This window comes from Beijerinckia sp. L45 (genome assembly GCF_009765775.1).
In the GTDB taxonomy this organism is placed as follows: domain Bacteria; phylum Pseudomonadota; class Alphaproteobacteria; order Rhizobiales; family Beijerinckiaceae; genus RH-AL1.
Window position 1 is genome coordinate 36517 of the sequence record NZ_LMUU01000139.1, and the last position, 22349, is coordinate 58865.

The 22349-nt window shown below is 63.4% G+C and carries 26 protein-coding genes; 9 read left to right on the forward strand and 17 right to left on the reverse strand.

Going from position 1 to position 22349, the window contains the following annotated elements; all coding sequences use genetic code 11:
• The 4 genes from GSQ79_RS29575 to GSQ79_RS14575 all read left to right on the forward strand — a co-directional run.
• On the forward strand, positions 1 to 543 hold a 543-nt coding region (locus tag GSQ79_RS29575; protein WP_246725337.1), incomplete at its 5' end, for an ABC transporter permease.
• A complete protein-coding gene (locus GSQ79_RS14565; protein WP_158809426.1) occupies positions 540 to 1433 on the forward strand; it encodes an ABC transporter permease in 894 nt (297 codons plus the stop codon). The genes GSQ79_RS29575 and GSQ79_RS14565, both read left to right, overlap by 4 nt.
• Before the next feature lie 14 nt (positions 1434 to 1447).
• Entirely contained in the window at positions 1448 to 2548 is a 1101-nt protein-coding gene (locus GSQ79_RS14570) for an ABC transporter ATP-binding protein (RefSeq protein WP_158809427.1), read from the forward strand.
• A gap of 51 nt (positions 2549 to 2599) precedes the next feature.
• The gene (locus tag GSQ79_RS14575; RefSeq protein WP_158809428.1) at positions 2600 to 3616 is read left to right on the forward strand and encodes an alpha/beta fold hydrolase; all 1017 of its coding nucleotides are present in this window, start codon (positions 2600 to 2602) and stop codon (positions 3614 to 3616) included.
• A 43-nt stretch (positions 3617 to 3659) separates the two neighbouring features.
• On the opposite strand, the gene GSQ79_RS14580 is transcribed toward GSQ79_RS14575, so the two are convergent.
• The 6 genes from GSQ79_RS14580 to GSQ79_RS14605 form a co-directional block, all read right to left on the reverse strand.
• Complete coding sequence (locus GSQ79_RS14580) at positions 3660 to 4103, reverse strand: cytochrome c (protein WP_158809429.1); 444 nt, start codon at positions 4101 to 4103, stop codon at positions 3660 to 3662.
• Positions 4100 to 5866 carry a GMC family oxidoreductase gene (locus GSQ79_RS14585; protein ID WP_158809430.1) on the reverse strand — a complete coding sequence of 589 codons (1767 nt, stop codon included), beginning with the start codon at positions 5864 to 5866 and terminating at the stop codon, positions 4100 to 4102. The genes GSQ79_RS14580 and GSQ79_RS14585 overlap by 4 nt, the downstream gene beginning before the upstream one ends.
• Positions 5863 to 6597 (reverse strand): gluconate 2-dehydrogenase subunit 3 family protein, encoded by a 735-nt coding sequence (locus GSQ79_RS14590; RefSeq protein WP_158809431.1) that lies wholly within the window; start codon positions 6595 to 6597, stop codon positions 5863 to 5865. The genes GSQ79_RS14585 and GSQ79_RS14590 overlap by 4 nt, the downstream gene beginning before the upstream one ends.
• A 75-nt stretch (positions 6598 to 6672) precedes the next feature.
• Positions 6673 to 7455, reverse strand: coding sequence for a fumarylacetoacetate hydrolase family protein (locus GSQ79_RS14595; RefSeq protein WP_246725338.1), 783 nt, complete (start codon positions 7453 to 7455; stop codon positions 6673 to 6675).
• Positions 7456 to 7508: 53 nt separating this feature from the next.
• Entirely contained in the window at positions 7509 to 8198 is a 690-nt protein-coding gene (locus GSQ79_RS14600) for a fumarylacetoacetate hydrolase family protein (RefSeq protein ID WP_158809432.1), read from the reverse strand.
• A 129-nt stretch (positions 8199 to 8327) separates the two neighbouring features.
• Positions 8328 to 8960, reverse strand: coding sequence for a YqgE/AlgH family protein (locus GSQ79_RS14605; protein ID WP_158809433.1), 633 nt, complete (start codon positions 8958 to 8960; stop codon positions 8328 to 8330).
• 257 nt (positions 8961 to 9217) lie between these two features.
• Here GSQ79_RS14605 and GSQ79_RS14610 point away from each other — a divergent pair, with 257 nt between their 5' ends.
• Positions 9218 to 9901 carry a protein-disulfide reductase DsbD domain-containing protein gene (locus GSQ79_RS14610; protein WP_158809434.1) on the forward strand — a complete coding sequence of 228 codons (684 nt, stop codon included), beginning with the start codon at positions 9218 to 9220 and terminating at the stop codon, positions 9899 to 9901.
• A gap of 69 nt (positions 9902 to 9970) precedes the next feature.
• Entirely contained in the window at positions 9971 to 10456 is a 486-nt protein-coding gene (locus tag GSQ79_RS14615; protein WP_158809435.1) for a peroxiredoxin, read from the forward strand.
• 77 nt (positions 10457 to 10533) lie between these two features.
• On the opposite strand, the gene rnhA is transcribed toward GSQ79_RS14615, so the two are convergent.
• The 9 genes from rnhA to coaD all read right to left on the reverse strand — a co-directional run bounded on the left by rnhA (position 10534) and on the right by coaD (position 17433).
• Entirely contained in the window at positions 10534 to 10977 is a 444-nt protein-coding gene (gene rnhA / locus GSQ79_RS14620) for a ribonuclease HI (RefSeq protein ID WP_158809436.1), read from the reverse strand.
• A complete protein-coding gene (thrB, locus tag GSQ79_RS14625) occupies positions 10974 to 11939 on the reverse strand; it encodes a homoserine kinase (protein WP_158809437.1) in 966 nt (321 codons plus the stop codon). The genes rnhA and thrB overlap by 4 nt, the downstream gene beginning before the upstream one ends.
• Before the next feature lie 239 nt (positions 11940 to 12178).
• The gene (locus tag GSQ79_RS14630) at positions 12179 to 12961 is read right to left on the reverse strand and encodes a DUF502 domain-containing protein (RefSeq protein ID WP_158809438.1); all 783 of its coding nucleotides are present in this window, start codon (positions 12959 to 12961) and stop codon (positions 12179 to 12181) included.
• Positions 12962 to 13084: 123 nt separating this feature from the next.
• A complete protein-coding gene (tgt, locus tag GSQ79_RS14635) occupies positions 13085 to 14224 on the reverse strand; it encodes a tRNA guanosine(34) transglycosylase Tgt (protein ID WP_158809439.1) in 1140 nt (379 codons plus the stop codon).
• On the reverse strand, positions 14221 to 15279 hold the full coding sequence (gene queA, locus GSQ79_RS14640) for a tRNA preQ1(34) S-adenosylmethionine ribosyltransferase-isomerase QueA (protein WP_158809440.1): 1059 nt from the start codon (positions 15277 to 15279) through the stop codon (positions 14221 to 14223). The genes tgt and queA overlap by 4 nt, the downstream gene beginning before the upstream one ends.
• A 185-nt stretch (positions 15280 to 15464) precedes the next feature.
• Positions 15465 to 15920: a peptidylprolyl isomerase gene (locus tag GSQ79_RS14645; protein WP_158809441.1), complete on the reverse strand. Its 456-nt coding sequence runs from the start codon at positions 15918 to 15920 to the stop codon at positions 15465 to 15467.
• Positions 15921 to 15935: 15 nt separating this feature from the next.
• Entirely contained in the window at positions 15936 to 16313 is a 378-nt protein-coding gene (locus tag GSQ79_RS14650; RefSeq protein WP_158809442.1) for a hypothetical protein, read from the reverse strand.
• A gap of 1 nt (position 16314) precedes the next feature.
• A complete protein-coding gene (locus GSQ79_RS14655) occupies positions 16315 to 16884 on the reverse strand; it encodes a peptidylprolyl isomerase (RefSeq protein ID WP_158809443.1) in 570 nt (189 codons plus the stop codon).
• A gap of 45 nt (positions 16885 to 16929) precedes the next feature.
• Positions 16930 to 17433, reverse strand: a complete 504-nt coding sequence (coaD, locus tag GSQ79_RS14660; RefSeq protein ID WP_158809444.1) for a pantetheine-phosphate adenylyltransferase — start codon at positions 17431 to 17433, stop codon at positions 16930 to 16932.
• A gap of 85 nt (positions 17434 to 17518) precedes the next feature.
• Here coaD and GSQ79_RS14665 point away from each other — a divergent pair, with 85 nt between their 5' ends.
• The 3 genes from GSQ79_RS14665 (at position 17519) to GSQ79_RS14675 (ending at position 19128) form a co-directional block, all read left to right on the forward strand.
• Positions 17519 to 17758 carry a hypothetical protein gene (locus GSQ79_RS14665; RefSeq protein WP_158809445.1) on the forward strand — a complete coding sequence of 80 codons (240 nt, stop codon included), beginning with the start codon at positions 17519 to 17521 and terminating at the stop codon, positions 17756 to 17758.
• A gap of 225 nt (positions 17759 to 17983) precedes the next feature.
• The gene (locus tag GSQ79_RS14670; RefSeq protein ID WP_158809446.1) at positions 17984 to 18430 is read left to right on the forward strand and encodes a Panacea domain-containing protein; all 447 of its coding nucleotides are present in this window, start codon (positions 17984 to 17986) and stop codon (positions 18428 to 18430) included.
• On the forward strand, positions 18427 to 19128 hold the full coding sequence (locus tag GSQ79_RS14675) for a hypothetical protein (RefSeq protein WP_158809447.1): 702 nt from the start codon (positions 18427 to 18429) through the stop codon (positions 19126 to 19128). The genes GSQ79_RS14670 and GSQ79_RS14675 overlap by 4 nt, the downstream gene beginning before the upstream one ends.
• Positions 19129 to 19139: 11 nt before the next feature.
• On the opposite strand, the gene GSQ79_RS14680 is transcribed toward GSQ79_RS14675, so the two are convergent.
• Together GSQ79_RS14680 and gyrA are read right to left on the reverse strand one after the other, a co-directional pair.
• The gene (locus GSQ79_RS14680) at positions 19140 to 19400 is read right to left on the reverse strand and encodes a type II toxin-antitoxin system ParD family antitoxin (RefSeq protein ID WP_158809448.1); all 261 of its coding nucleotides are present in this window, start codon (positions 19398 to 19400) and stop codon (positions 19140 to 19142) included.
• Positions 19401 to 19490: 90 nt separating this feature from the next.
• Positions 19491 to 22283 (reverse strand): DNA gyrase subunit A, encoded by a 2793-nt coding sequence (gyrA, locus tag GSQ79_RS14685; RefSeq protein WP_158809449.1) that lies wholly within the window; start codon positions 22281 to 22283, stop codon positions 19491 to 19493.
• Between the last annotated feature and the right edge of the window lie 66 nt (positions 22284 to 22349).

Sequence of the window (22349 nt, forward strand, 5' to 3'; positions counted from 1 at the left end):
CTCTGCACGGTGCCGTTCTGGACCTCGAACATCATCCGGATGATCTCGTGGATCCCCCTGCTCGGCAAGGAAGGCCTGATCAATTCCGCCCTGCTCGGCCTCGGCGTCATCCACGAGCCGCTCGGTTTCCTGCTCTACTCGAGCTTCGCCGTCGTCGTCGCTTACGTGCATCAGCTGACCATCTTCATGGTCGTGCCGATCTTCAATTCCATGGCGCGGATCGACAAACGCGTGGTCGAGGCGGCGATCGACGCCGGCGCCAGCCGCTTCGACATCATGCGGCTGGTCATCGTGCCGCTGTCGAAGAGCGGCGTGGCGCTCGGCTCGATCTTCGTCGTCTCCATCGTCATGGGCGACTTCTTCGTCACCAAGGTGATGTCCGGCGGCGGCTCCGCCTCGGTCGTCGGCGCCTTCTACGAAGACATTTCCGTGCTGCAGTACCCCACCGCGGCGGCGAGCGCGGTGATCCTGACCGTGGTGCTCATGGCGGCCGTGGCGCTGATTTTGCGGACCGTCGATATCCGCAAGGAGATCACGCGATGACTGGCGCCCCTGTCAACGAGCTTCCGGCAGAACCGCGGGCACTCCGCCGCGCCATCGCACCACGGCGCGGCGGGCGGCCCTGGACCTTCTATGTTCTCGCCACCCTCTTCACGCTCTACGTCGTGGCGCTCTACGGCCCGATGATCTGCATCTACATCTTGTCGTTCCAGGACGTGCGGGGGGGCCTCGTCTTTCCGATGAAGGGCCTGTCGATGCACTGGTTCGTCGATCTCTTCACCCAGGTGCGGACCGGCGACGTCAAGGGCGCCTTCGATCGGTCGATCAAGCTCGCCATCGTGGTGACGATCGTGACGGTCGTGGTGTCCTTCATGGCGGCGATGGCGTTCCGCCGCCGCTTTCCCGGCGACAATACCGTGTTCACCCTCATGATCGGCAGCCTGGTGGCGCCGGGCCTGGTGCTCGGAATCGGCGTCGGCCTGCTGTTCAACGCGCTCGGCATCGACACGTCCTGGTATGGCTCAGCGCTCGGCGCTCAGCTGTCCTGGACCCTGCCCTTCGGCGTGCTGGTGATGTTCGCGGTGATGTCGCGGTTCAATTCCGCCTGGGAAGAGGCCGCGCACGACCTCGGCGCCTCCGCCTGGCAGACGATCCGGCTGGTGATCATCCCGGTGCTGGCGCCGGGATTGGTCGCCGTGGCGCTGTTTGGCTTCACCCTGTCCTATGACGAATTCGCCCGCACCCTGCAGACGGCCGGGCCGCAAAACACGCTGCCGCTCGAGATCTGGAGCATGACGATGAACGTCACCTCGCCGTCGCTCTACGCGCTCGGCACGGTCACGACGATCGTCTCCTTCCTGATCATCGGCGCGAGCCTCGGCACCATCGTGCTGATGCAAAGACGACGCGGCAATCGCGTCGGCTCACACTGACGGAGATGGTGGCGATGACGGTGCAACGCGGCGACATCGAGCTCGCCGGTCTCTGCAAGAGCTACGACGGACTGACCAACGTCGTGCAGGGCGTGAATCTCAAAATCCCGAACGGCGCCTATTGCTGCTTTCTCGGGCCGTCGGGCTGCGGCAAGACCACCATTCTGCGGATGATCGCCGGCCACGAGGATCCAACGGACGGCGAGATCCTGATCGGCGGCGGCAACGTCGTCGGCCTGCCGCCGGTCGCGCGCGGCACCGCGATGATGTTTCAGTCCTACGCCCTGTTTCCGCATCTCACCGTGCGCGACAACATCGCCTTCGCGCTGCGGGTGCGCGGCCTCTCCAAGACCGACCGCTACCGCCAGACCGATGCGATGATCGAGAAGGTGCGGCTGACCGAGCTCGCCAATCGCCTGCCCGCAAACCTCTCCGGTGGCCAGCAGCAGCGCGTGGCGTTGGCGCGTGCCGCGATCACCGAGCCGCGGGTTCTGCTGCTCGACGAGCCGCTTTCCGCCCTGGACGAGCAGCTGCGGGTGCAGATGCGCACGGAATTGCGCCGCATGCAGCGCGACCTCGGCATCACCTTCGTCCACGTCACCCATTCGCAGCTGGAGGCCATCGCGCTCGCCGACCTCGTGGTGGTGATGGAGAAGGGGGAGATCAAGCAGGCCGGCCCCGCACGCGAAGTCTACGCCAGCCCCAGGGATCGCTATGTCGCGGAATTTCTAGGCGGCCAGAATGTATTTTCCGGCGCCGTCGCGGCGGTCGACGACGAGCATGCGACCTTCACAGCGCCGGAACTGCGCGCCGTTTCGGTGCCGATCGGCACCGGGCACGTTAGTCGGGGCGACCGGATCGATATCGCGGTGCGCCGCGACGACATCGATCTGGTGCGCCCCGGCAAGGACCTGTCCGCAGCGACGTCCTCGATCGCCAGCCGCGTGCTCGCCGTCGAATACCAGGGCAATTTCGTGAAAGTCTTGCTCGACGCGATCGGGACGGACGAATTCGTCGCCTACGTGCCCGAACGCATTTTCTTCAAAGATCCCTACACGATCGGCGACGTCGTCATGGCGTCCTGGCCGACCGATCATGCCCGCCTGCTCCGCTGAGAGCCGACGATTTCGAAACCGCACATCCGTGCATCAAGGGGAGGTCAAGCAATGGTTGATTACGAGATTTTCGAGCTGGGCGATATCGTCCTGCAGTCCGGCCAGACTCTGCGGGCCGCGAAGATGGCATACAAGACCTACGGCACGCTCAGTGCGGCCAAGGACAACGTCATCGTCTATCCCTGCTGGTACTCGGGGACGCATGTCGAGAACGAGTGGCTGATCGGCCCGGGCCTGGCGCTCGACCCGGAAAAGTACTTCATCATCATCCCGAACATGTTCGGCAACGGCCTGTCGACCTCGGCGAGCAACACGCCCGCTCCCTACAACGGCTCGCGCTTCCCCAAGATCACCGCCTACGACAACGTCGCGCAACAGCACCGGCTGGTGACCGAAAAGTTTGGCATCACGACGATCAAGCTCGTCACCGGCTGGTCGATGGGCGCGCTGCAGACCTATCACTGGGGCGCGATGTATCCGGACATGGTCGAGCGCATCCTGCCGTTCCAGGGTTCGGCGAAATGTTCGCGGCACAACTTCGTCTTCCTCGAAGGCGTGCGCTCCGCGCTGATGTGCGACGCGGCCTTCATGGACGGTTTCTACACCGAGCAGCCGCAGAAGGGCCTGCGCGCGGCAGCCCGCGTCTACGCCGGCTGGGGCTTGTCGCAGGAATTCTATCGCATCGAGGCCGACATCCAGAAGATGGGCTACGCCTCGCTCGAGGATTTTCTCGTCGGATTCTGGGAAGGCTGGCTGCTCTCCAAGGATGCCAACAATCTCCTCACCATGCTGTGGACATGGCAGAACGGCGACATTTCCAACAATCCGCTCTACGGCGGCGACTACAAGAAGGCGCTGGCCGGCATCAAGGCCAAGGCCGTCGTCATGCCGGCCTCCACCGACCTCTATTTCCCGCCGGCCGACAATGCGATCGAGGTCGAGCACATGCCGAACGCGAAGCTGCACGTGGTCGACACCTATTGGGGCCACTTCGCCGGCGGTCCGGGCACCAGCCCCGACGACATCAAGATCCTCGACATCGCGCTGAAGGAATTGCTCGCGAGCTGAACCAAGTCGACGATCGGCGAGGCGCGATCGCGCCTCGCTTCACCTACTGCCGAAGCTTTTCCACGTCGCGTGCCGCGAGCGCCGGAGCCGCATTGCCCCAGCTGTTGCGGATATAGGTGAGGACATCCGCGACCTGATCGTCGGACAGGCGCCAGCCGAGCGAAGGCATGGCCGCTCCGGTCGGCGAGGCATCCGTCGCCCCGGAGCGGCCGCCCTGCAGCACCATGATGATCGGCCAGGCGGCGTTCTTCTGCTGCACCACGTCGCTCTTCGCGAGTTTTGGAAACAGGTTCGGGACACCCTCCCCCGTCGCGCGATGGCAGGCCATGCAGGTGTCGGTGTAGATCGCTAGGCCCGCAACCATGCGCGGATCGTCGGCGGCGATCGGTGCCGTCTTGGTAGTCTCCGCATTGGCGGCGCCGCCTTGAGCGAGCGCGACGACGGCAAGGCCCAGCGCAGCAACGGTCTGGCGGATCGATACGCTCATACCGTCACCAGCGGGCCGGGATTTTTGAGGTAAGTCGTCTTGATCGCATTCAGCGCCCAGTAGGTCAGCGCACCGACGGTGCCGGTCGGATTGTAGCCGGCGTTCTGCGGAAAGGCCGAGGCCCCCATGACGAATACGTTGGAGACGTCCCAGCTCTGCAGATACTTGTTGAGCGCGCTGGTCTTGGGATCGCTGCCCATCACCGCCCCGCCGGTATTGTGGGTGGTTTGATACGGCACCACCGACCAGGGTTCGGTGATGGTGTTGAGCACGGTCTGTTTGGCACCCATCGTCTTGGCGATATCGACGCAATGCTCGGCCATCCAGCGCGCCATCTTCCGCTCGTTGTCCTGAAAATCGAACGTCATCCGCAACAGAGGCCGCCCGAGCGGGTCCTTGTAAGTCGGGTCGAGGTCGAGATAGCAGTCGCGATAGCTCATCACGCTGCCGGCGGCGTTGACGGTCGTCACCTTCTGATAGGTGTCGGCGGTAGCGCGCTTCCAGGCGGCGCCCCAGGTCGGCGTGCCCGGCGGCACCGGGCGATAGCTGATCGGCCGGCCGTTCGTATGGGCCGAGGTGATCGAAGCGCCGCCGACGAAGCCGAGGCCGCCATGATCGAAGTTGTCGCCATTGTAGTCGTCGGCGGTGACGCCGAGCGAACCCGAGGCGGCAAAGGGATTGAAGCGCGCGCTTTCGAAGAACGCCGTCGACCCAGAACTCGACTGGTAGGCGTAATTGCGCCCGACGACACCTTCGTTGCGATCACGGTCGTAGGGCTTGCCGATCCCCGACAGCAGCATGAGGCGGACGTTGAACAGCGCATAGGCGCAGAGCAAAACGAGATCGCCCGGCTGTTCGAATTCGACACCATCCTTGTCGACATAGGTGACGCCTGTCGCATGCTTGCCGTCGGCGGAGAGGTTGACCTTGGTGACCTCGCATTCGGTGCGGGCCTCGAACGTTTTCTCGCGCATCAGCGCCGGCAGCACGCAGGTTTGCGGGCTCGACTTGGCATAGTTGGCGCAGCCGAAGCGCTCGCAGAAGCCGCAATAGGTGCAGGGCGCGAGCGAGCAGCCATAAGTGTTGGTATAGGCTGTCGACAGATTGGCGGAGGGCCGCGGAAACGGATGCAGCCCATGCTCCCGCGCGGCCTTGGCAAAGAGATCCTGGGCGTAGCCCTGCTTCAGCGGCGGCGTGGGATAGCCGCGTTGACGCGCGCCTTCGAACGGATTGCCCTCTTCTTGAATCTTGCCACGAAGATTGCCGGCGACGCCGGAGATCCCGCAGAGGTATTCGAACGCATCGTAATGCGGCTCGAGCTCGTCATAAGTCACGCCCCAGTCCTGGATCTGATGACCCTGCGGTAGCGCGGCGGCGCCGTAGCGCGCGGTCAGATGACTGTTGATGACGAAGTCGTTCGGCAGGAAACGCCAGGTCTGGCCGTTCCAATGCATGCCGGAGCCGCCGACGCCGCTGCCCGGCAAAAAGCTGCCCCAACTGCGGATCGGCAACGCCGTCTGCGCTGGCGTGTTGCGCATCGTCAGGGTTTCCTGCGCCGGCTTCACCAGGGTCTCCTGGCGCGCGGAGTAACGCAGCTCGTCGGCGGCGGTGCCGATGTTGAAGTCGGTCGCGGTGTCGCGCCACGGGCCGCGCTCGATCGCGACGACGTCAAGACCCTGGCGCGCCAGTTCGAGCGCGAGGATCGAGCCGGTCCAGCCGAGCCCGACGATGACGACGCCTTTGCGGGGGAGGATTGTCGTCATTTGCCGGGCTTCGTCCATTCGGCGCGGCCCTGGATCGAGACCGGCGGGCGCGTGTAGGGCTGGTTCGGATTGGCAATGACGTCGCGATAATCGTAACGCGTGCCGGGAAAGCCGACGAGCTTCCAGCCGGCCATCTCGTGGTTGCCGCCATAGACGGGATCGGCGAAATAGCCTTCCATCGCGTTGGTGTGGACGGCTGCGAAGAGCATCTTGGCGCTGAAGCCGGGAAGTTTGACGTCCCCCTTCTGCAGGCCTTTCAGCAGCGTGTCCTGCTCGGCGGCGCTGAGCGCCTCGAAAGCGCGGCCGTCGAACGTCGCCTTGCAGTAAGTCGCGAGCGCGGCGAGCCCGTTGCGATACTGCTCGCGCGGCGTCAACGGGCTCTGCGCACCCTGCGAGGGCAGCGTATGCTCGGGAAACGGCCCCTTGGTGTAGCGCGTCTCGTTGGTTCCGTAGGAGCCGGCAAGCTGGCGGTCGATGAAGACGGTGCAGCCGGCATCCTTGCCACCGAGGCCCAGCTCGTCCGACGGAATCAGACGATCGACGATGGCGTCGATCGTCGCGGCCTCGTCCGGGGTGAGGAATTGCAGCGGGCCGGGCACGACGGGTGCCGGCGGATGCGCATCGTTCGGCTCCCATGGCATCTCGCCCGAGATGGTTCGGCCGAGCGCCGGCGTCGCCAGCGCGGCAACCGCGGAGGCCGCTAAAACCTCGCGTCGCGTTTTGTAGACCATGCCTCAATCCCCCGCGTCGCCTGTGTTACGGGCGGCGTTTCGCTGATGCAATGGGCCTGTGAAGGGCCGAAGGGGCTAGGCGACGATCGGAGTCCGCAGCTCGCTCAAGCCCTCGATTTTCGCCACCATCACGTCGCCGGGGTTCACCTTGCCGACGCCCTTCGGCGTGCCCGTGTAGATGAGATCGCCGGCAGCGAGGCCGAACGCGGTCGACAGATGGGCGATGATCTCAGCGGTGTTCCAGATCATGTCCTTCAGGTTGCCCTCGGTCACCACTTTGTTGTTGACGGTAAGGACGATCGTGCCGGCGCTGATGTGGCCGCTGGCGCTGACCGGCGTGATCGCCGAGCACGGCGCGGACTGTTCGAACGACTTGCCGGATTCCCAGGGCTGGCGCTTTTCCTGCGCGGCGTTCTGCAGGTCGCGGCGGGTCATGTCCAAGCCCACGGCATAGCCGTAGACGTGATCGAGCGCATGCTCGACGGGGATGTTCATGCCGCCCGACTTCATCGCCAGGACCAGCTCGATCTCATGCTCATAGTCGTGCGTCAGCGACGGGAAGGTCACGGGCTCGCCGCTCTGCACGATCATGTCGCGCGCCTTCTGGAAGAACAGCGGCGGCTGACTGCGGTCGTGGTTGAGCTCTTCGACATGGGCCAGGTAGTTGCGGCCGATACAATAGATGCGGCGCACCTGGAATTTTGCATCCGAGCCGACGATCGGCAGCGTCGGCACCGGCAAAGCCGGCAGCGCGAGCCGCGGCGCGGCACCTGTCTCAGCCGCTACGGCGGCGAGCGGCATCGATGCGACGCCGGCGAGACCGGCAGTAGCAGTGAGGAAACGGCGACGATTCTGCATGATTTTGATCCTTGTTGCGGCCTCGATCAGGGTCGAGGCCGCGTCGATCGATCTCAGACTGGGGCGTAGGTGAACGCGACGGAACCGACGCCGTCGCAGGTGCCGTGGAGCGCATCGCCGGGCTTTACCGAACTCACCCCAGCCGGCGTGCCGGTCATGATGAGGTCGCCGGGTGCGAGCGCGACGAAGCGCGAGAGATAGGCGATGCTCTCCGGCACCGACCAGATCATCTGGGAAAGGTCACCGGTCTGGCGCACGGCGCCGTTTACGGTGATCTCGATTTTGCCTTTGGCAGGGTGGCCGATTTTCGAGGCCGGAGCAATCGGCCCGATCGGGCAGGATTGATCGAAGCCTTTCGAAAGGTCCCACGGCCGACCCAACTTCTTCGCTACCGCCTGGATGTCGCGGCGCGTCATGTCCACGCCGATGGCGTAACCATAAACGTGGTTCAGCGCGTCTTCGGCCGCGATATCCTTGCCACCGGTGCCGATCGCCACCACCAGCTCGATCTCGTGGTGCAGGTCCTGCGTCTCGGTCGGGAACGGCAGAACGTCGAGCGTCGTCACCGCATCTGCGGGCTTCGAAAAGAAGAATGGTGGCTCGCGATCGGGATCATGGCCCATCTCGCGGGCATGGTCGGCGTAGTTGCGCCCGATGCACCAGATCCGACGGACGGGGAATGCCGCCTCTTCGCCATCGACCGGGACGGACGCCTGCGGCGGCGGATCGATGACGTAACGCATGAGGTCCCCTCGGGATCATAACCAATACGAAGTTGGCTACGTTGCGAGGGATACCGCGTCAACCGATCCGGCACCCACGACGGCGCTGCTCGGCACGAACCGCTTCACGCTTGGTTGAAGACAGGCCGGTCAGGCCCGGCCGGCCTGCGTCGACAGCCGGCCGAGATCAATCCCCATCGTACGGATCGCCCGCTCGTATTTCGACTCGAGCGCCGTATCGAAGATCAGCGAGGGCTCGGCCGGCACGTTGAGCCATCCGTTGTGCTGCATCTCGACTTCGAGTTGGCCTGCCGACCAGCCGGCATAACCGAGCGCGAGCACGGCGCGATCCGGCCCGGAGCCCTTGGCGATGGCACGCAGGATGTCGACTGTGGCCGTCAACGAAATGCCCTGGTCGATCGGCAGCGTCGAATTGTCGATGAAGAAATCGTTGGAATGCAGGACGAAGCCCCTGCCCGTCTCGACCGGACCGCCCTTCAGCACCTGCATCGCGCCGGCCTTGTTGGGCAGGCGGATCACGTCATCCCGCGCGATGACGTCGAGTTGCACGAGAAGGTCGGGAAAGTTCACCTTGCTCGCGGGCTGGTTGATGATGATCCCCATCGCCCCGTCCTCGGAATGGGCGCAAAGGTAGATCACTGAGCGGGCAAAGCGGGTGTCCTCCATGCCGGGCATGGCGACCAGCATCTGACCGTCCAGGAAACCGCAGTGACCGGGGAAGCCACCTGATGAACGCGACGCGTCGATCTTTGTCTGTCTCATGCCTGCGGCCTCTTGATATCGCGATGGATCGTATCGTTCTTGAAGTCCTGTCCTGAGCGCGCTTCACCAGGGATTATTGGTGCCCAATGAATGCTAAGCAAAATTCTATCCATAAGATTTCCGTCGTTGGGCGGGGCATCGGGCTTTGCCTCGTCCTGTGTGCTTTCTGCACCAGCGTCGAGCCTGGATCAGCGCAGGATATACCCAAGAGTTCCGGCAGCGACGTGGCGAGCGTAAGGCTAATCGCGGCAGGTGCCATGGCCGATGGCCGCTATCGGACCGGCGTCGTCATCGCGATGGCGTCCGGTTCGCATACATACTGGAAGCAGCCCGGCGATGCCGGCGTGCCGCCAGTGTTTGCCTTCAATGATTCGACCAACGTCGCCAAGGCCGAGGTGCTGTTTCCCGCCCCGGCCCGCATTACCGAAGACGGTCTCGACGCGTTCGGTTATACCGACCGCGTGGTGTTTCCGGTGCTGGTGACGCCGGCAAATCCCAAAATGCCCTCGAGCCTGCATGTCGATCTGAGCTACGCCGTCTGCAACAAGATTTGTATGCCCGGCCATAGCACCGCAGACTTGGCGTTGCCGGCCAAGGCCGACGTGACCGATGTGGTCGACGCCGCGTTTGCGATGGTGCCGACACCGCTGTCGCCGCGCGAACACAAAGACTTGACCGTGACGCCGGTCGCAGGCGCGAAAAAACCGACCTGGACGCTGGCGTGGACCGGCAAAGCCCCGATCTCCGATGTCTTTGCCGACGCGCCGGAAGGTTATGCCTTCGACACCAAGGCGGGCACCAGGCCCGGGACATGGACGCTGGTCGCAAGCCAGCTTGCGTTGGTGACGACAAGCAGCATCGTACCGGTCACGCTCACCCTGGCAGGACGGCCGCAAAGTTTCGTCGCAACCCGATCCCTCGATGTCGCGGCCAAGCCGTGAGTCATGAAAATTGTTGGACTTTTCCCCTAAAACTGGCTCCAACACCGGCATCGAAACCGAGGATGAACGATGACGATCAAAGTTGGTGACACGCTTCCCGAGGCGACCTTCTTCGTGATGACGGAAGACGGCCCGGCACCGCGCAAGAGCGATGCGATCTTCGCCAACCGCAAGGTCGTCCTCGTCGGCGTCCCCGGCGCGTTTACGCCGACCTGCAGCATGAACCACCTGCCGGGCTTTCTCGACAAGGAAACCGAGATCAAGGCCAAGGGCGTCGACGAAATCCTCGTCACCGCCGTCAACGACGTCTTCGTGATGGGCGCCTGGGACAAGAGCACCGGCGGCCAGGGCAAGGTGACCTTCCTTGCCGACGGCAGCGCCAAATTCGCCGAAGCGACGGGCCTCACCGTCGACCTTGGCGAGCGCGGCCTCGGCACACGCTCGATCCGCTATTCGATGATCGTCGACAACGGTGTCGTCACCACCCTCAATGTCGACGCCAACCCCGGCAAGGCCGAAGCCTCGAGCGCCGAGACGCTGCTGACGCAGCTCTGACGCTGTCTGCAACAATGTCATCCCGGGGCGCACCGCAGAGTGCGAACCCGGGATGACAGCCCGGAACAGCAGAAACCCTATCGCCGTTTGAACGGCGCCATGCCGGTGTTGGCCAGCACGTCGGCCCGTTCGTTCATCGGGTCGCCGGCGTGGCCCTTGACCCAGTGCCAGACGATCTCGTGGCGTTTCGCCGCCTCGTCGAGGCGCTGCCATAGCTCGACGTTCTTCACCGGCTTCTTGTCCGCCGTTTTCCAGCCGTTGCGCTTCCAGCCGGCGAGCCAGCCCATGATGCCGCCGCGCACGTAGCTCGAGTCGGTATAGACGTCGACCGCGCACGGCCGCGTCAACGATTCCAGCGCCGAGATCGCGGCCATCAGCTCCATGCGATTGTTGGTCGTCGCGGCATCGCCGCCGCTGACCTCCTTGACCACCTCGCCGAATTTCAGGATGGCACCCCAGCCGCCGGGGCCGGGATTGCCGGAGCAGGCGCCGTCGGTCCAGATCGCAACGCGCTCGCTCATGCACTCACCCCCAGCTCGCCCGGGCTCTCGACACGCTGGTGGAAGCGCAGTTTTTGCACGTATTCGGCCGGATCCTTGGGACGGACCAGGGCGCCCGGCGGTACGTTGAGCCAGTCGACCAGCCGCGTCAGGGCAAAGCGCAACGCCGCGCCGCGGGCAAGGACCGGCAGCGCCGCGATCTCGGTTTCGCTCAGCGGCCGCCGCGCGCGGTAGGCGTCGATGAGGCCGCGCCCCTTGGTGATGTTGTAAGACCCATCCGACTCGAAACACCACGCGTTCAAGCAGATTACAATATCATAGACGTAAGCATCTGAGCACGCGAAGTAAAAATCGATCAGGCCCGATACGTCATCGCCAAGGAACAGGACGTTGTCCGGGAACAGGTCGGCGTGGATGATGCCGCTCGGCAGATCGCGCGGCCAGTTCGCGTGCAGGAACGCCAACTCGGCTTCGATGAAGGCGCAGAGGCCAGGCGCGACACCGTCGGCGCGCGCGCGCGCGGCCTCGAACAATGGCGACCAGCCCCCAAGCGACAGCGTGTTGGGCCGCGAGAGCGCGAAGCCTTCGCCGAAGACATGGAAGTCGGCGAGCGCGGCGCCTGTGGCCGCGCAATGGCGCTGCGCCGGGCGGCGCACGGACAAGCCCTCGAGAAAGGTCACGATCGCGGCCGGGCGACCCGCGAGCACGCCAAGCGCGGTACCGGCGCATGTCGTCACCGGCTGGGGGCACGACAGCCCGCGGGCGGAGAGATGTTCCATCAGGCCGAGGAAGAACGGCAGGTCGCCTTCGGCAACGCGCTTTTCATAAAGCGTGAGAATGAACGAGCCGGCTTCGGTCTTGAGCAAAAAGTTCGAGTTCTCGACACCTTCGGCGATCCCCTTCAGGGACAGCACGCGGCCGAGATCATAGGGGGCAAGAAAGGCGACGAGATCCTCGTCGGAAACTTCAGTGTAGACGGCCAAGGCGTATTCCGGATCTGTAGCGCAGACAGAGCAATGTCCGCGATCTGCCCCTCTCCCCCTTGCGGGGAGAGGTTGGGAGTGGGGGTCGTGGTGTTCTTCACCGACGGAGCAGGCGGGCGGACCCCCATCCCTAACCCTTCCCCGCAAGGGGGAAGGGGATCAGACGCTGGCTTCGCGGTTCAATGCTCGTGAAAGCATGTTTGCGCCGCAAAGCCGAGCCGGCATTCGTCGCAAATGCTCTAGACGCGTTCGTCCGCACTGACCACCCGCGTTTCCGGCGCGGCGGCGCGCTTGGCGGCTTCCGCCATCGCGGCCAGCGCCGCCTGCCCGTCCGGCTGGATGACGCCGCAGGACATGATGAGCTTGGCCGCGTCCTCGGGCGTGATCGGCAGTTCGATCACCTCGCTGGCCGGGACATAGAAGTAGAACCCCGTGGTCGGGTTGGGCACGCAGGGCAGAAACACCGAGATCCGCTCTTCGCCATCGGCCGGCAGATAGGCCTCGATCACGCTCGATGGCGGCGCCGAGATGAAGACGATCGACCAGGAGCCCTTGTGCGGGAACTCGACCAGCCCGACGGTGCGAAACGACGTGCCGGACTGCGAGAACAGGGTCTCAAAAATCTGCTTGAGCCCCTTGTAGATCGAGCGGATCACTGGCGTGCGGTCAAGAATCGTCTCGCCGAGCGAGATCAGCGTCCGTCCGGCGAGATTCGCAGCGAGAAAGCCGAGCAACGTCAACGCCAGGAAGGCGAAGATCACGCCGAAGCCCGGCAGCGGGATCGGCAGGTAATTATCCGGCCAGAATTTGACTGGCACCAGTTTGCGCACCGTGTTGTCGACGGAATCGACGAACCACCAGACGAGATAAGCGGTCAGCATCAGCGGGCCGGCCACGACGACGCCGGTCAGGAACCAGTTGCGGATTCGCGCGCCGACGCTCAGCCGCGGCCGAGGCGCGGCTGCCGGGCTTTTCAGTGGCGGCTGCGGGCGCGCGGGGACCGGTTCGGAAGTGCTGCTCATGGTCATCCCCGCCGCACGATCTTCGGGCTGCGTCATCACGCGCCGCAAGACGATTGCTGAGGTCTTTTAGCAGGTGCACAAAACGCCGCGCGGTAAATTTTAAGCGCGGACCGAGCCAAATGTTCAAGCCACCTCGTCCGCATCGCCTGCGATTTCAGCGGCCCAGGCCCGCTTCGTCGCCTCGCAGAAGTCGGCAAACCGGCCTTCGGCGATGGCCGCGCGGATGTCGCGCATGAGGTCCTGATAATAGCCGATGTTGATCGCGGTCAGCAGCATCATCCCCAGGATCTCGCCGGACCGGACGAGATGATGCAGGTAAGCCCGCGAATAGATCCGCGCCGCCTCGCACGACGCCCGCGGATCGATCGGCGCGGGATCATCCTGATGGCGGGCGTTGCGCAGGTTGAGTTTTCCATGGCGCGTATAGGCCAGCCCATGGCGACCAGCCCGCGTCGGCATCACGCAATCGAACATGTCGATGCCGCGCGCGACGCTCTCCAAAATATCGTCCGGCGTGCCGACGCCCATGAGGTACCGCGGCGCAGCTACCGGGAGAAACGGCACGGTGGCTTCGATCGTCTCGAGCATTGCCGCCTGCGGCTCGCCGACGGCGAGGCCGCCGATCGCGTAGCCGTCGAAGCCCATCGCGGTCAGCGCCTCGGCACTGGTGCGGCGCAGCATCGGCGTGGTCCCGCCCTGGACGATGCCGAACAAAGCATGGTTCGGCTGCGTGCCGAACGCGGCCTTCGACCGTGCGGCCCAGCGTAGCGACAGCTGCATCGCGCGTTCCACCTCGGCGTCGGTGGCCGGCAGGCGGATGCATTCGTCGAACTGCATCTGGATGTCCGAGCCGAGCAGGCCCTGGATCTCGATGGAGCGCTCCGGCGTCAGCGTGTGCTTGGAGCCGTCGATGTGGGACTGGAAGGTGACGCCGTTCTCGTTGAGCTTGCGCAGCTTGGCGAGCGACATGACCTGGAAGCCGCCGGAATCGGTCAGGATCGGATGAGGCCACTGCATAAAATGGTGAAGGCCACCGAGTGAGGCGATGCGCTCGGCGCCCGGCCGCAGCATCAGGTGGTAGACGTTGCCGAGCACGATGTCGGCCCCGAGCGTGCGTACCTCCTGCGGATGCATCGCCTTCACCGTCGCCGCGGTGCCGACCGGCATGAAGGCCGGCGTGCGGATCTCGCCATGCGACGTGGTGATGGTTCCGGTGCGGCTCGAGCCGTCTGTCCCGGCGATCGTGAAGCCGAAAGCCTTCATGCCTGGCGGCTCAGCAGGCAGGCATCGCCGTAACTGTAGAAGCGGTAGCCGGTGGCGACGGCGTGGGCATAGGCGCGTTGCATCGTATCGAGTCCGGAGAAGGCGGCGACCAGCATGAACAGGGTCGACCGCGGCAAGTGAAAATTGGTGAGCAGGCAGTCGACCGTCCGAAAGCGATAGCCTGGCGTGATGAAGATCGCGGTATCGCCGGAGAAGGGTTTTACCACGCCGTCTTCGCCGGTGGCGGTCTCGAGCAGGCGCAGGCTTGTCGTGCCGGCGGCGATGATCCGGCCGCCGGCACGCTTGGCGGCGTTCAGTCGCTCGGCCGCCGCGGCGTCGAGCGAGCCCCACTCCGCGTGCATGCGGTGGTTCTCGGTCTCGTCCACTTTTACCGGCAGGAAAGTGCCGGCGCCGACATGCAGGGTCAGCCGCACGATGGTAACGCCCCTTGATTCGATCGCGGCGATAAGGGCGGGCGTGAAATGCAGGCTTGCTGTTGGGGCGGCAACCGCACCGGGCCGGCTGGCGAAAATGGTCTGGTAGTCCGCGCTGTCCTTGGCGTCGACCGCGCGCTTGCCTGCGATGTAAGGCGGCAGCGGCAGCGAGCCGAAACGCTCCAGTGCACGATCGAGCGCCGCGCCGGCTTGGGAAAACCGCAGCAGGCCCTCGCCATCGTCGCCGCGCTTGACGAGTTCGGCATCGAGCGGATCCTCGGCTGTCCCGAACTGGATGCTTTCACCGGCGACCAGCTTTTTCGCCGGGCGCAGAAACGCGCGCCAGAGCTCCGCACCCTCGCGCTTGTGCAGCATCGCCTCGATCCGCGCCGCGATTCCGTTGCGGGTGCGGGTGCCGTTCAAGCGGGCGGGAATGACGCGGGTATCGTTGACGACGAGCACGTCGTCGGGGCGAAAAAGGCCCGGGAGGTCGCGCAAGTGCTTGTCGGCGAGGTCGGACCCAGGATGGACGACGAGAAGACGCGCCGCCTCTCGCGGCTCGATCGGCCGCAGGGCGATGTGCTCCGGCGGCAGATCGAAATCGAAGAGGTCGACGCGCATGGGACTCGTTCTATGACGGTAGCTTTCCCGTGCCAGCGGGACAACGTGGCCCTTGCGTCAGCAAGGGTCGGATGAGGGCGATGCGGTATTCGCTCGCGACCAAGACGGCAACTCGAGCCCGGCGCCCTCATCCGTGACGGCTTCGCCGCGACACCGTCTCCCGCAAGCGGGAGAAGGGAGAAGGCTCAGCTCAGCGTTGCGGAGACGATCTTGTCGGGATCGCGGACGGGCTCGCCGCGCTTGATCGCATCGACGTTCTCCATCCCGGAGACCACTTTGCCCCACACCGTGTACTGCTTGTCGAGGAAGCTCGCATCATCGAACACGATGAAGAACTGCGAGTTCGCTGAATCCGGGCTCTGGGCACGGGCCATCGAGCAGGTGCCGCGCACGTGCTTCTCGGCGTTGAACTCCTGCTTCAGGTTCGGATATTTCGAGCCGCCGGTGCCGGTGCCGTTGGGGCAGCCGGTCTGGGCCATAAAACCGTCGATGACGCGGTGGAAGACGATGCCGTCATAGAACTTCTCTTCGACGAGCTTCTTGATGTGGGCGACATGGTTCGGCGCCAGATCCGGCCGCATCTCGATCACCACGGGGCCTTTGCTCGTCTCGAGCGTCAAAGTATTTCCGGCCTCGGCCATGGGTAGTCTCCTAAATTAAAGCGCCGCCCGAAGCGCCTTGCGCGGGGCGACGAAGCGAATGAGGAACGTGCGGCCCGCAATAGCGGCTCCGAGTGCGGGCGTAAACCGCAAGGGGCTGCAGGCCTGAAGTGCCGCGAAGATCGAATTGGCGACCGCGGCCTCGCCATCGGCACCGCCGACCGCCTTCACATAGGTCATGCGAGGCTTGCCGAACAGGGATCCATCGGCACGAAAGCTGAGGCGAAGCGTGACCTCGTCGCCTTCCGCAGGGGGATGCCAGCATGCGGCGATCCGCGCCCCAATCTCGCCGGGCAGGTTCAGCGCCGGCGCGGCTTCGGCAGGCAAAGACAGGCAGAGCGCAACCCCGAAGATCGAGGCGCGCCCTGCCCGCATTTTACTTGGCGTCCTTGGCCATCTTCATCGTGACGATCTTGTCCGGGTTGGTCACGCTGCCGTTGTCAGACTGCGAGCCCTTCTTGATCTTGTCGACGACATCCATGCCCGACACGACCTGGCCGACGACGGTGTACTGGTTGTTGAGGAACGACGACTCGGCGAAGCAGATGAAGAACTGCGAATTGGCCGAATCGGGGCTCGACGAGCGCGCCATGCCGACGGTGCCGCGGGTGAACGGCGCGCTGGAGAATTCGGCCTTCAGGTCGGGGAGCTTGGAGCCGCCACCGCCGGTACCGGTCGGGTCGCCGGTCTGGGCCATGAAGCCGCCGATCACGCGATGGAAGACGATGCCGTCGTAAAACTTCTGTTTTGTCAGCGTCTCGATCTGCTTGACGTGGTTCGGCGCGAGATCCGGTCGCAGCTGGATGACGATCTTGCCGTCCTTGGTGGTCATGACGACCTGGTTTGCGACATCGGCGGCGGGCGCGGCAGCCAGAGGCGCGGCGATCGCGCCGGCGAGAAGGGTGCAGGCGAAGGCGCCGACGAGGGCGCGACGGTCGAAGATCATGCTGTTCCGATTCCTGTTGAGGCGGTCTTGGCTAAGGAGCGTGGCTTAACGGTCTTTGGCAAACTTGTCGCGCAGCGCGGCTGCGACCGGCGCGGGCACGAAAGGCGAGACATCGCCTCCCATTTGCGCGATCTGCCTGACTAATGTCGCGGTAATGTGACGAACAGACGGTGGCGCCGGCAGGAAAATGGTCTGAATGGCAGGGGCCATGACGGCGTTCATGCCCGACATCTCCATCTCGTAGTCGAGATCGGTGCCGTCGCGCAGGCCGCGCACGATGATGCTGGCGCCATTGGTTCGCGCCGCCTCGATGGCGAGGCCCTCGAAGGTCACGACATGCAGCGCGCAGGTGGTGCCCTCCAGCGCCGTGGCGCAGCTCGTGACGATGAGCATCTGCCGCTCCTCGACGGAAAACATCGGCGTCTTGCCGGGATGGACACCGATGGCGACGACCAGCGTGTCGCAGAGCCGCGCCGCGGCGGCGAGCAGCGCGACGTGGCCATTGGTGACGGGATCGAAGGAGCCGGTGTAGAGGGCGGTGCGGGACATCGGGGACGCCGTGAAGGGAGCAACGGAACGCGATTGACGCTATAATGCGAAAAATCGCAACTTGAACCGATCGGGAGACGTCGCGATGGGTGCCAATGCTCTGTCAGTGGATACAGCGGACTTCAGCGCGCGTTCCGCCGAGTTGCTTGGGCAGATCCGGTCTCGGACGATCGATCAGCTTTTGATTACCGAGCACGGCCGCGTGGTCGCCGTGATGACGGTACCGGAGCAATCGGATCGCACCTTCAACCTGCACAAGATCTTGCGCGGGACGATCACGGCGCCCCCGGCTTCGATCCGACCGCGCCGGCTTACCAGTCTTTAAGGCCTGCGCACAAATTTGAGCCATAGGTTCTAAACGCGCGTTTTCCACAGCGTTCTGCATCGCAGGTGCAACACCTAAACCGAAAAACACTAGCATCGGCCAGCTTTGGCTGATTTCACTTGATCCAGAATAAACCGCCCTTTAACTGCTTATATGCACGATGCCCGCGCTATATCCAACTTTCTTATCGAACGCGCGTCAGCAACGCGCAGGCCGATTACTGTTATGACGCTATTAAAGGTGCTATACTTTGCGCATGCATGGCATCTTGTGAAATTCGGCACGCCCTTGGTTGCTCAACCTTTTGAAGCTTGGAGACATGGTCCGGTTAACAGGCTCGTATACGACCAACTAAAACATTTAAAATCAAAATGCATAGACATAAAGCTGACGTCTTTCGACCCAAACGCAAGCAGCTTTGTCGAAACGCCATTCAATTTTGATGCCGATACTATGGAATTTCTCCAGAATATATTTGACTATTACTCGCAGTTTCACGCATTCAAATTATCAGATTTGACTCACGAAACTGACTCGCCCTGGGAAAAGATCTGGCGAAAAGCCGAAACGGAAGCAGTCCCAGGTATGATTATCCCTGATGAGATGATAAAGATCTGGTTTGCAAAAAGCAGCAGACGGCAATCTCTTCATATTAAGGGACAAAGTCATTGATTATGCTTCCCACACCATCCGTACCAGATCTTGCCAGGGTTGAAGGATCAACACCTGAGGAAGCAGCCGAGTGGTTTATCAGCTTCTTCGATTCGCCTAGTGTCCCTTGGAATTATCATCGAAGCACACGAATTACAAAGGTAGCCTATCAGGGGATACATAGACCTGAGCTGCTTCTCGCCGGATGCGCGGCGGAAAAGAATCCGATCGGAAAAAAAGCGAACGAAGATGTTGTTTCTTTAGCCGCTCCGCATGCGTTTGGCCGGTCTACACAGGTCTTTGATCTTACGCCTCGAAAATTTAACTTTGGCCAATCCAGGACATCAGGTTTTCGGATACCTTTCTTTTTTACAGAAAACAAAGTTGTGAAGCTTTTTTATCTACAACCTCGAAAGAGTTTCGCACTTACACTCAGCCAAATTGCAATGGTAGCCACCATTCATAAGAGATTTATTCTTGACCAGGAGTTTTTCGGACTAACCACAGATCTTGAATATATTGATCTGAGCGCCAGCGCTGATGGGAAACGCAAAGTTCGAAGGTTTACGCTATCCGATTTAGATCTATGGTCAGAGACTGAATTGACCAAACGGCTTTCGATGCTTTCAGCTGCGCTCGACCTTGCACAATCCAGCGGGCGGATACAGTCTCGAACGCGGAAGCCGGCTAAAGCCCTTGATATGCCGCTGTTCGACTAGCGGAAAACTGCTCAGCATTTTTGAAGATGCGCACGAAGCCGCGCTTCCAGCCCGGCAGAGACTTCGGCTGCAGGAATGGCGATCGATGGATCAGCCTCGTATTCATCGAAACTCTTCACAACATCGGTCTCGAGCCATGCCTCGCGCGCCGAGGACACGAAGGCCCTCTTGGATGACATCGTTTCGGACGCATATTCGCCGGATGTTACCATGGCCTTGAGGCGCGCGACGACGTCTTCGGGGAGGTTCACGTTGATAGCTCGGCTCGGCATGAGACGCTCTTCGAATTGACCGCACGCTTTGGCAGCGACAGATAATACCGCCGCGCCATGTCAGGTATCAAAGGACGAGACTGAAAAGCCTCAGCCCTCCCCGCCCTCACCCGCCGGCGCGCCGTCCTCGCCCTCGGGCGCTTCACCGTCGGCGTCGGTCTCGTTTTCGTCGGCCGGGATACGTTCGACCGAGACGACCTCTTCCTTGCCGCCCATCTTGAACACGGTGACGCCCTGCGTCCCGCGACCGGCGACGCGGATGCCGTCGACCGGCACGCGGATCAACTGACCGCCGTTGGTGACCAGCATCAGGCCGTCGCCATCCTCCACCGGGAAGGATGCGACAAGCTGGCCGTTGCGCGCGTTGACCGCCATCGCGACGATGCCTTTGCCGCCGCGCCCGGTGATCCGGTACTCGAACGACGAGGTGCGCTTGCCGAAGCCCTTCGTGGAAATGGTGAGGATGACCTGCTCGGCCAGCGACATCTCGACGTAGCGTTCCTGCGACAGGCTCGAGGCCTGAACGTCGTCGGCCTCGGCACCCTCGGCCGCCGCGTCCTCGATGACGCTTTCGCTCGTCGAATCGGCGACAGTTTCGCCCGCGATCGCCCGACGCATCTTCAGGTAGGCAAGCCGCTCGCCGGCATCAGCCTCCATGTGGCGGAGGATCGAAAGCGCGATGACGCGATCGCCCTCGCCCAGCGAAATGCCGCGGACGCCCATCGAGTCGCGGCCCTTGAAGACGCGGACGTCGGTCACGGGGAAACGGATGCACTGGCCCTTCTGCGTGGTCAGCAGCGTGTCGTCGTTCTCGCGGCAGATCTGGACATCGACGATGTCCTCGCCGGGATCGAGCTTCATCGCAATCTTGCCGGCTCGGTTGACCTGGGCGAAATCGGACAGCTTGTTACGCCGCACCGTGCCGCGCGTCGTCGCGAACATCACGTCGTAGTCCGCCCACTCCGTCTCGTCCTCGGGCAATGGCATGATGGTCGTAATACGCTCGCCCTGCTCCAGCGGCAGCATGTTGATCAGCGCTTTGCCGCGGGCCTGCGGTGCGGCGAGCGGCAGGCGCCACACCTTCTCCTTGTAGACCTGACCATGCGACGAGAAGAACAGCATCGGCGTGTGCGTCGAGGCGACGAACAGTCGGGCAACGAAATCCTCGTCGCGGGTCTGCATGCCGGAGCGACCCTTGCCGCCGCGGCGCTGCGCCCGGTACGTCGAGAGCGGCACACGTTTGACGTAGCCCCCGTGCGACACGGTGACGACCATGTCTTCGCGCTGGATCAGGTCTTCGTCTTCGACGCCGTCGACGCCGTCCAAGATCTGAGTCCGGCGCGGCGTGGCGTAGGCAGTCTTCACCGCCAGCATCTCATCCTTGATGATGCCGAACAGTCTTTCGCGCGAGCGCAAAATGTCGAGGTAGTCGGCGATCTCGACGGCGAGCTTGTTGAGGGCTTCGGCGATTTCGTCGCGCCCGAGCGCGGTCAGGCGGGCGAGGCGCAGGTCGAGAATGCCGCGCGCCTGGGTCTCGGACAGGCGATAAAGCCCGTCCTCGCCGAGCGAATGACGCGGATCGGCGATCAGCAGGATCAGCGGCGCCATGTCCTTGGCCGGCCAGGCGCGGACCATCAGGGCTTCGCGAGCGGTCGCGGCGTCGGGCGAGGTGCGGATGAGGTGGATCACCTCGTCGATGTTGGCCACGGCGATGGCGAGACCAACCTGCAGATGCGCCGCGTCACGCGCCTTGTTCAGGCGGAATTTCGTGCGCCGGGTAACGACCTCCTCGCGGAAGTCGACGAAAGCCACCAAAAAATCGCGAAGGTTCAGCAGCTCCGGCCGACCGCCATTCAGGGCGATCATGTTGCAGCCGAAACTCGACTGCATGGCGGTGAAGCGCCACAGCTGGTTCAGCACGACGTCGGAGACGGCATCGCGCTTCAGTTCGATGACAATGCGCATGCCGTCGCGATCGGACTCGTCGCGGAGGTCGGAGATGCCTTCGAGCCGCTTGTCGCGGACAAGTTCCGCCATCTTCTCGATCAGGGTTGCCTTGTTGACCTGATACGGGATCTCCGTGACGATCAGCGCTTCGCGATCCTTGCGCAGGATCTCGACCTCGGCCTTGGCACGCACCACCACCGAGCCGCGCCCCGTAGTGTAGGCCGAGCGAATGCCGGAGCGGCCCAAGATGCTGCCGCCGGTCGGGAAGTCCGGCCCGGGGACGATCTCCATCATCTGCTCGATCGTCAGCTCGGGATCGTCGATCAGCGCGATGGTGGCGTCGATGATCTCGCCGAGGTTGTGCGGCGGAATGTTGGTGGCCATGCCGACGGCGATGCCGCCGGCGCCGTTAACCAGGACGTTGGGGAAGCGCGCCGGCAAAACGACCGGCTCGCGCTCCTTGCCGTCGTAGTTCGGCTGGAAGTCGACGGTGTCGGAATCGATGTCCTCGATCAGCGCCAAAGCTGGCTTCGCCAGGCGCGATTCGGTGTAGCGCATCGCCGCGGCGGGATCGCCGTCGACGGAGCCGAAGTTGCCCTGGCCGTCGATCAGCGGCAGGCGCAGCGAGAACGGCTGGGCCATCCGGACGAGCGCTTCGTAGATCGAAGAATCGCCGTGGGGGTGATACTTACCCATGACGTCGCCGACGATGCGGGCGGACTTGACGTAGGGGCGGTCGGGCAGATGGTTCTGCTCCTGCATCGAATGCAGGATACGCCGGTGCACGGGCTTGAGTCCGTCGCGTACGTCGGGCAGCGCGCGGCTGACGATCACGCTCATCGCGTAATCGAGATAGCTCCGCTGCATTTCATCGGAAATCGAGACGGGACGGACGTCGAAACCGGGGGCTCTCGGTTCGTCAGGTTTATCAGCCAAAAGTTTTTATCCGGACGTGCTGTGAATTCGCGGCCCACTCTATAGGGCGGCGCAGCGAAACTCCAG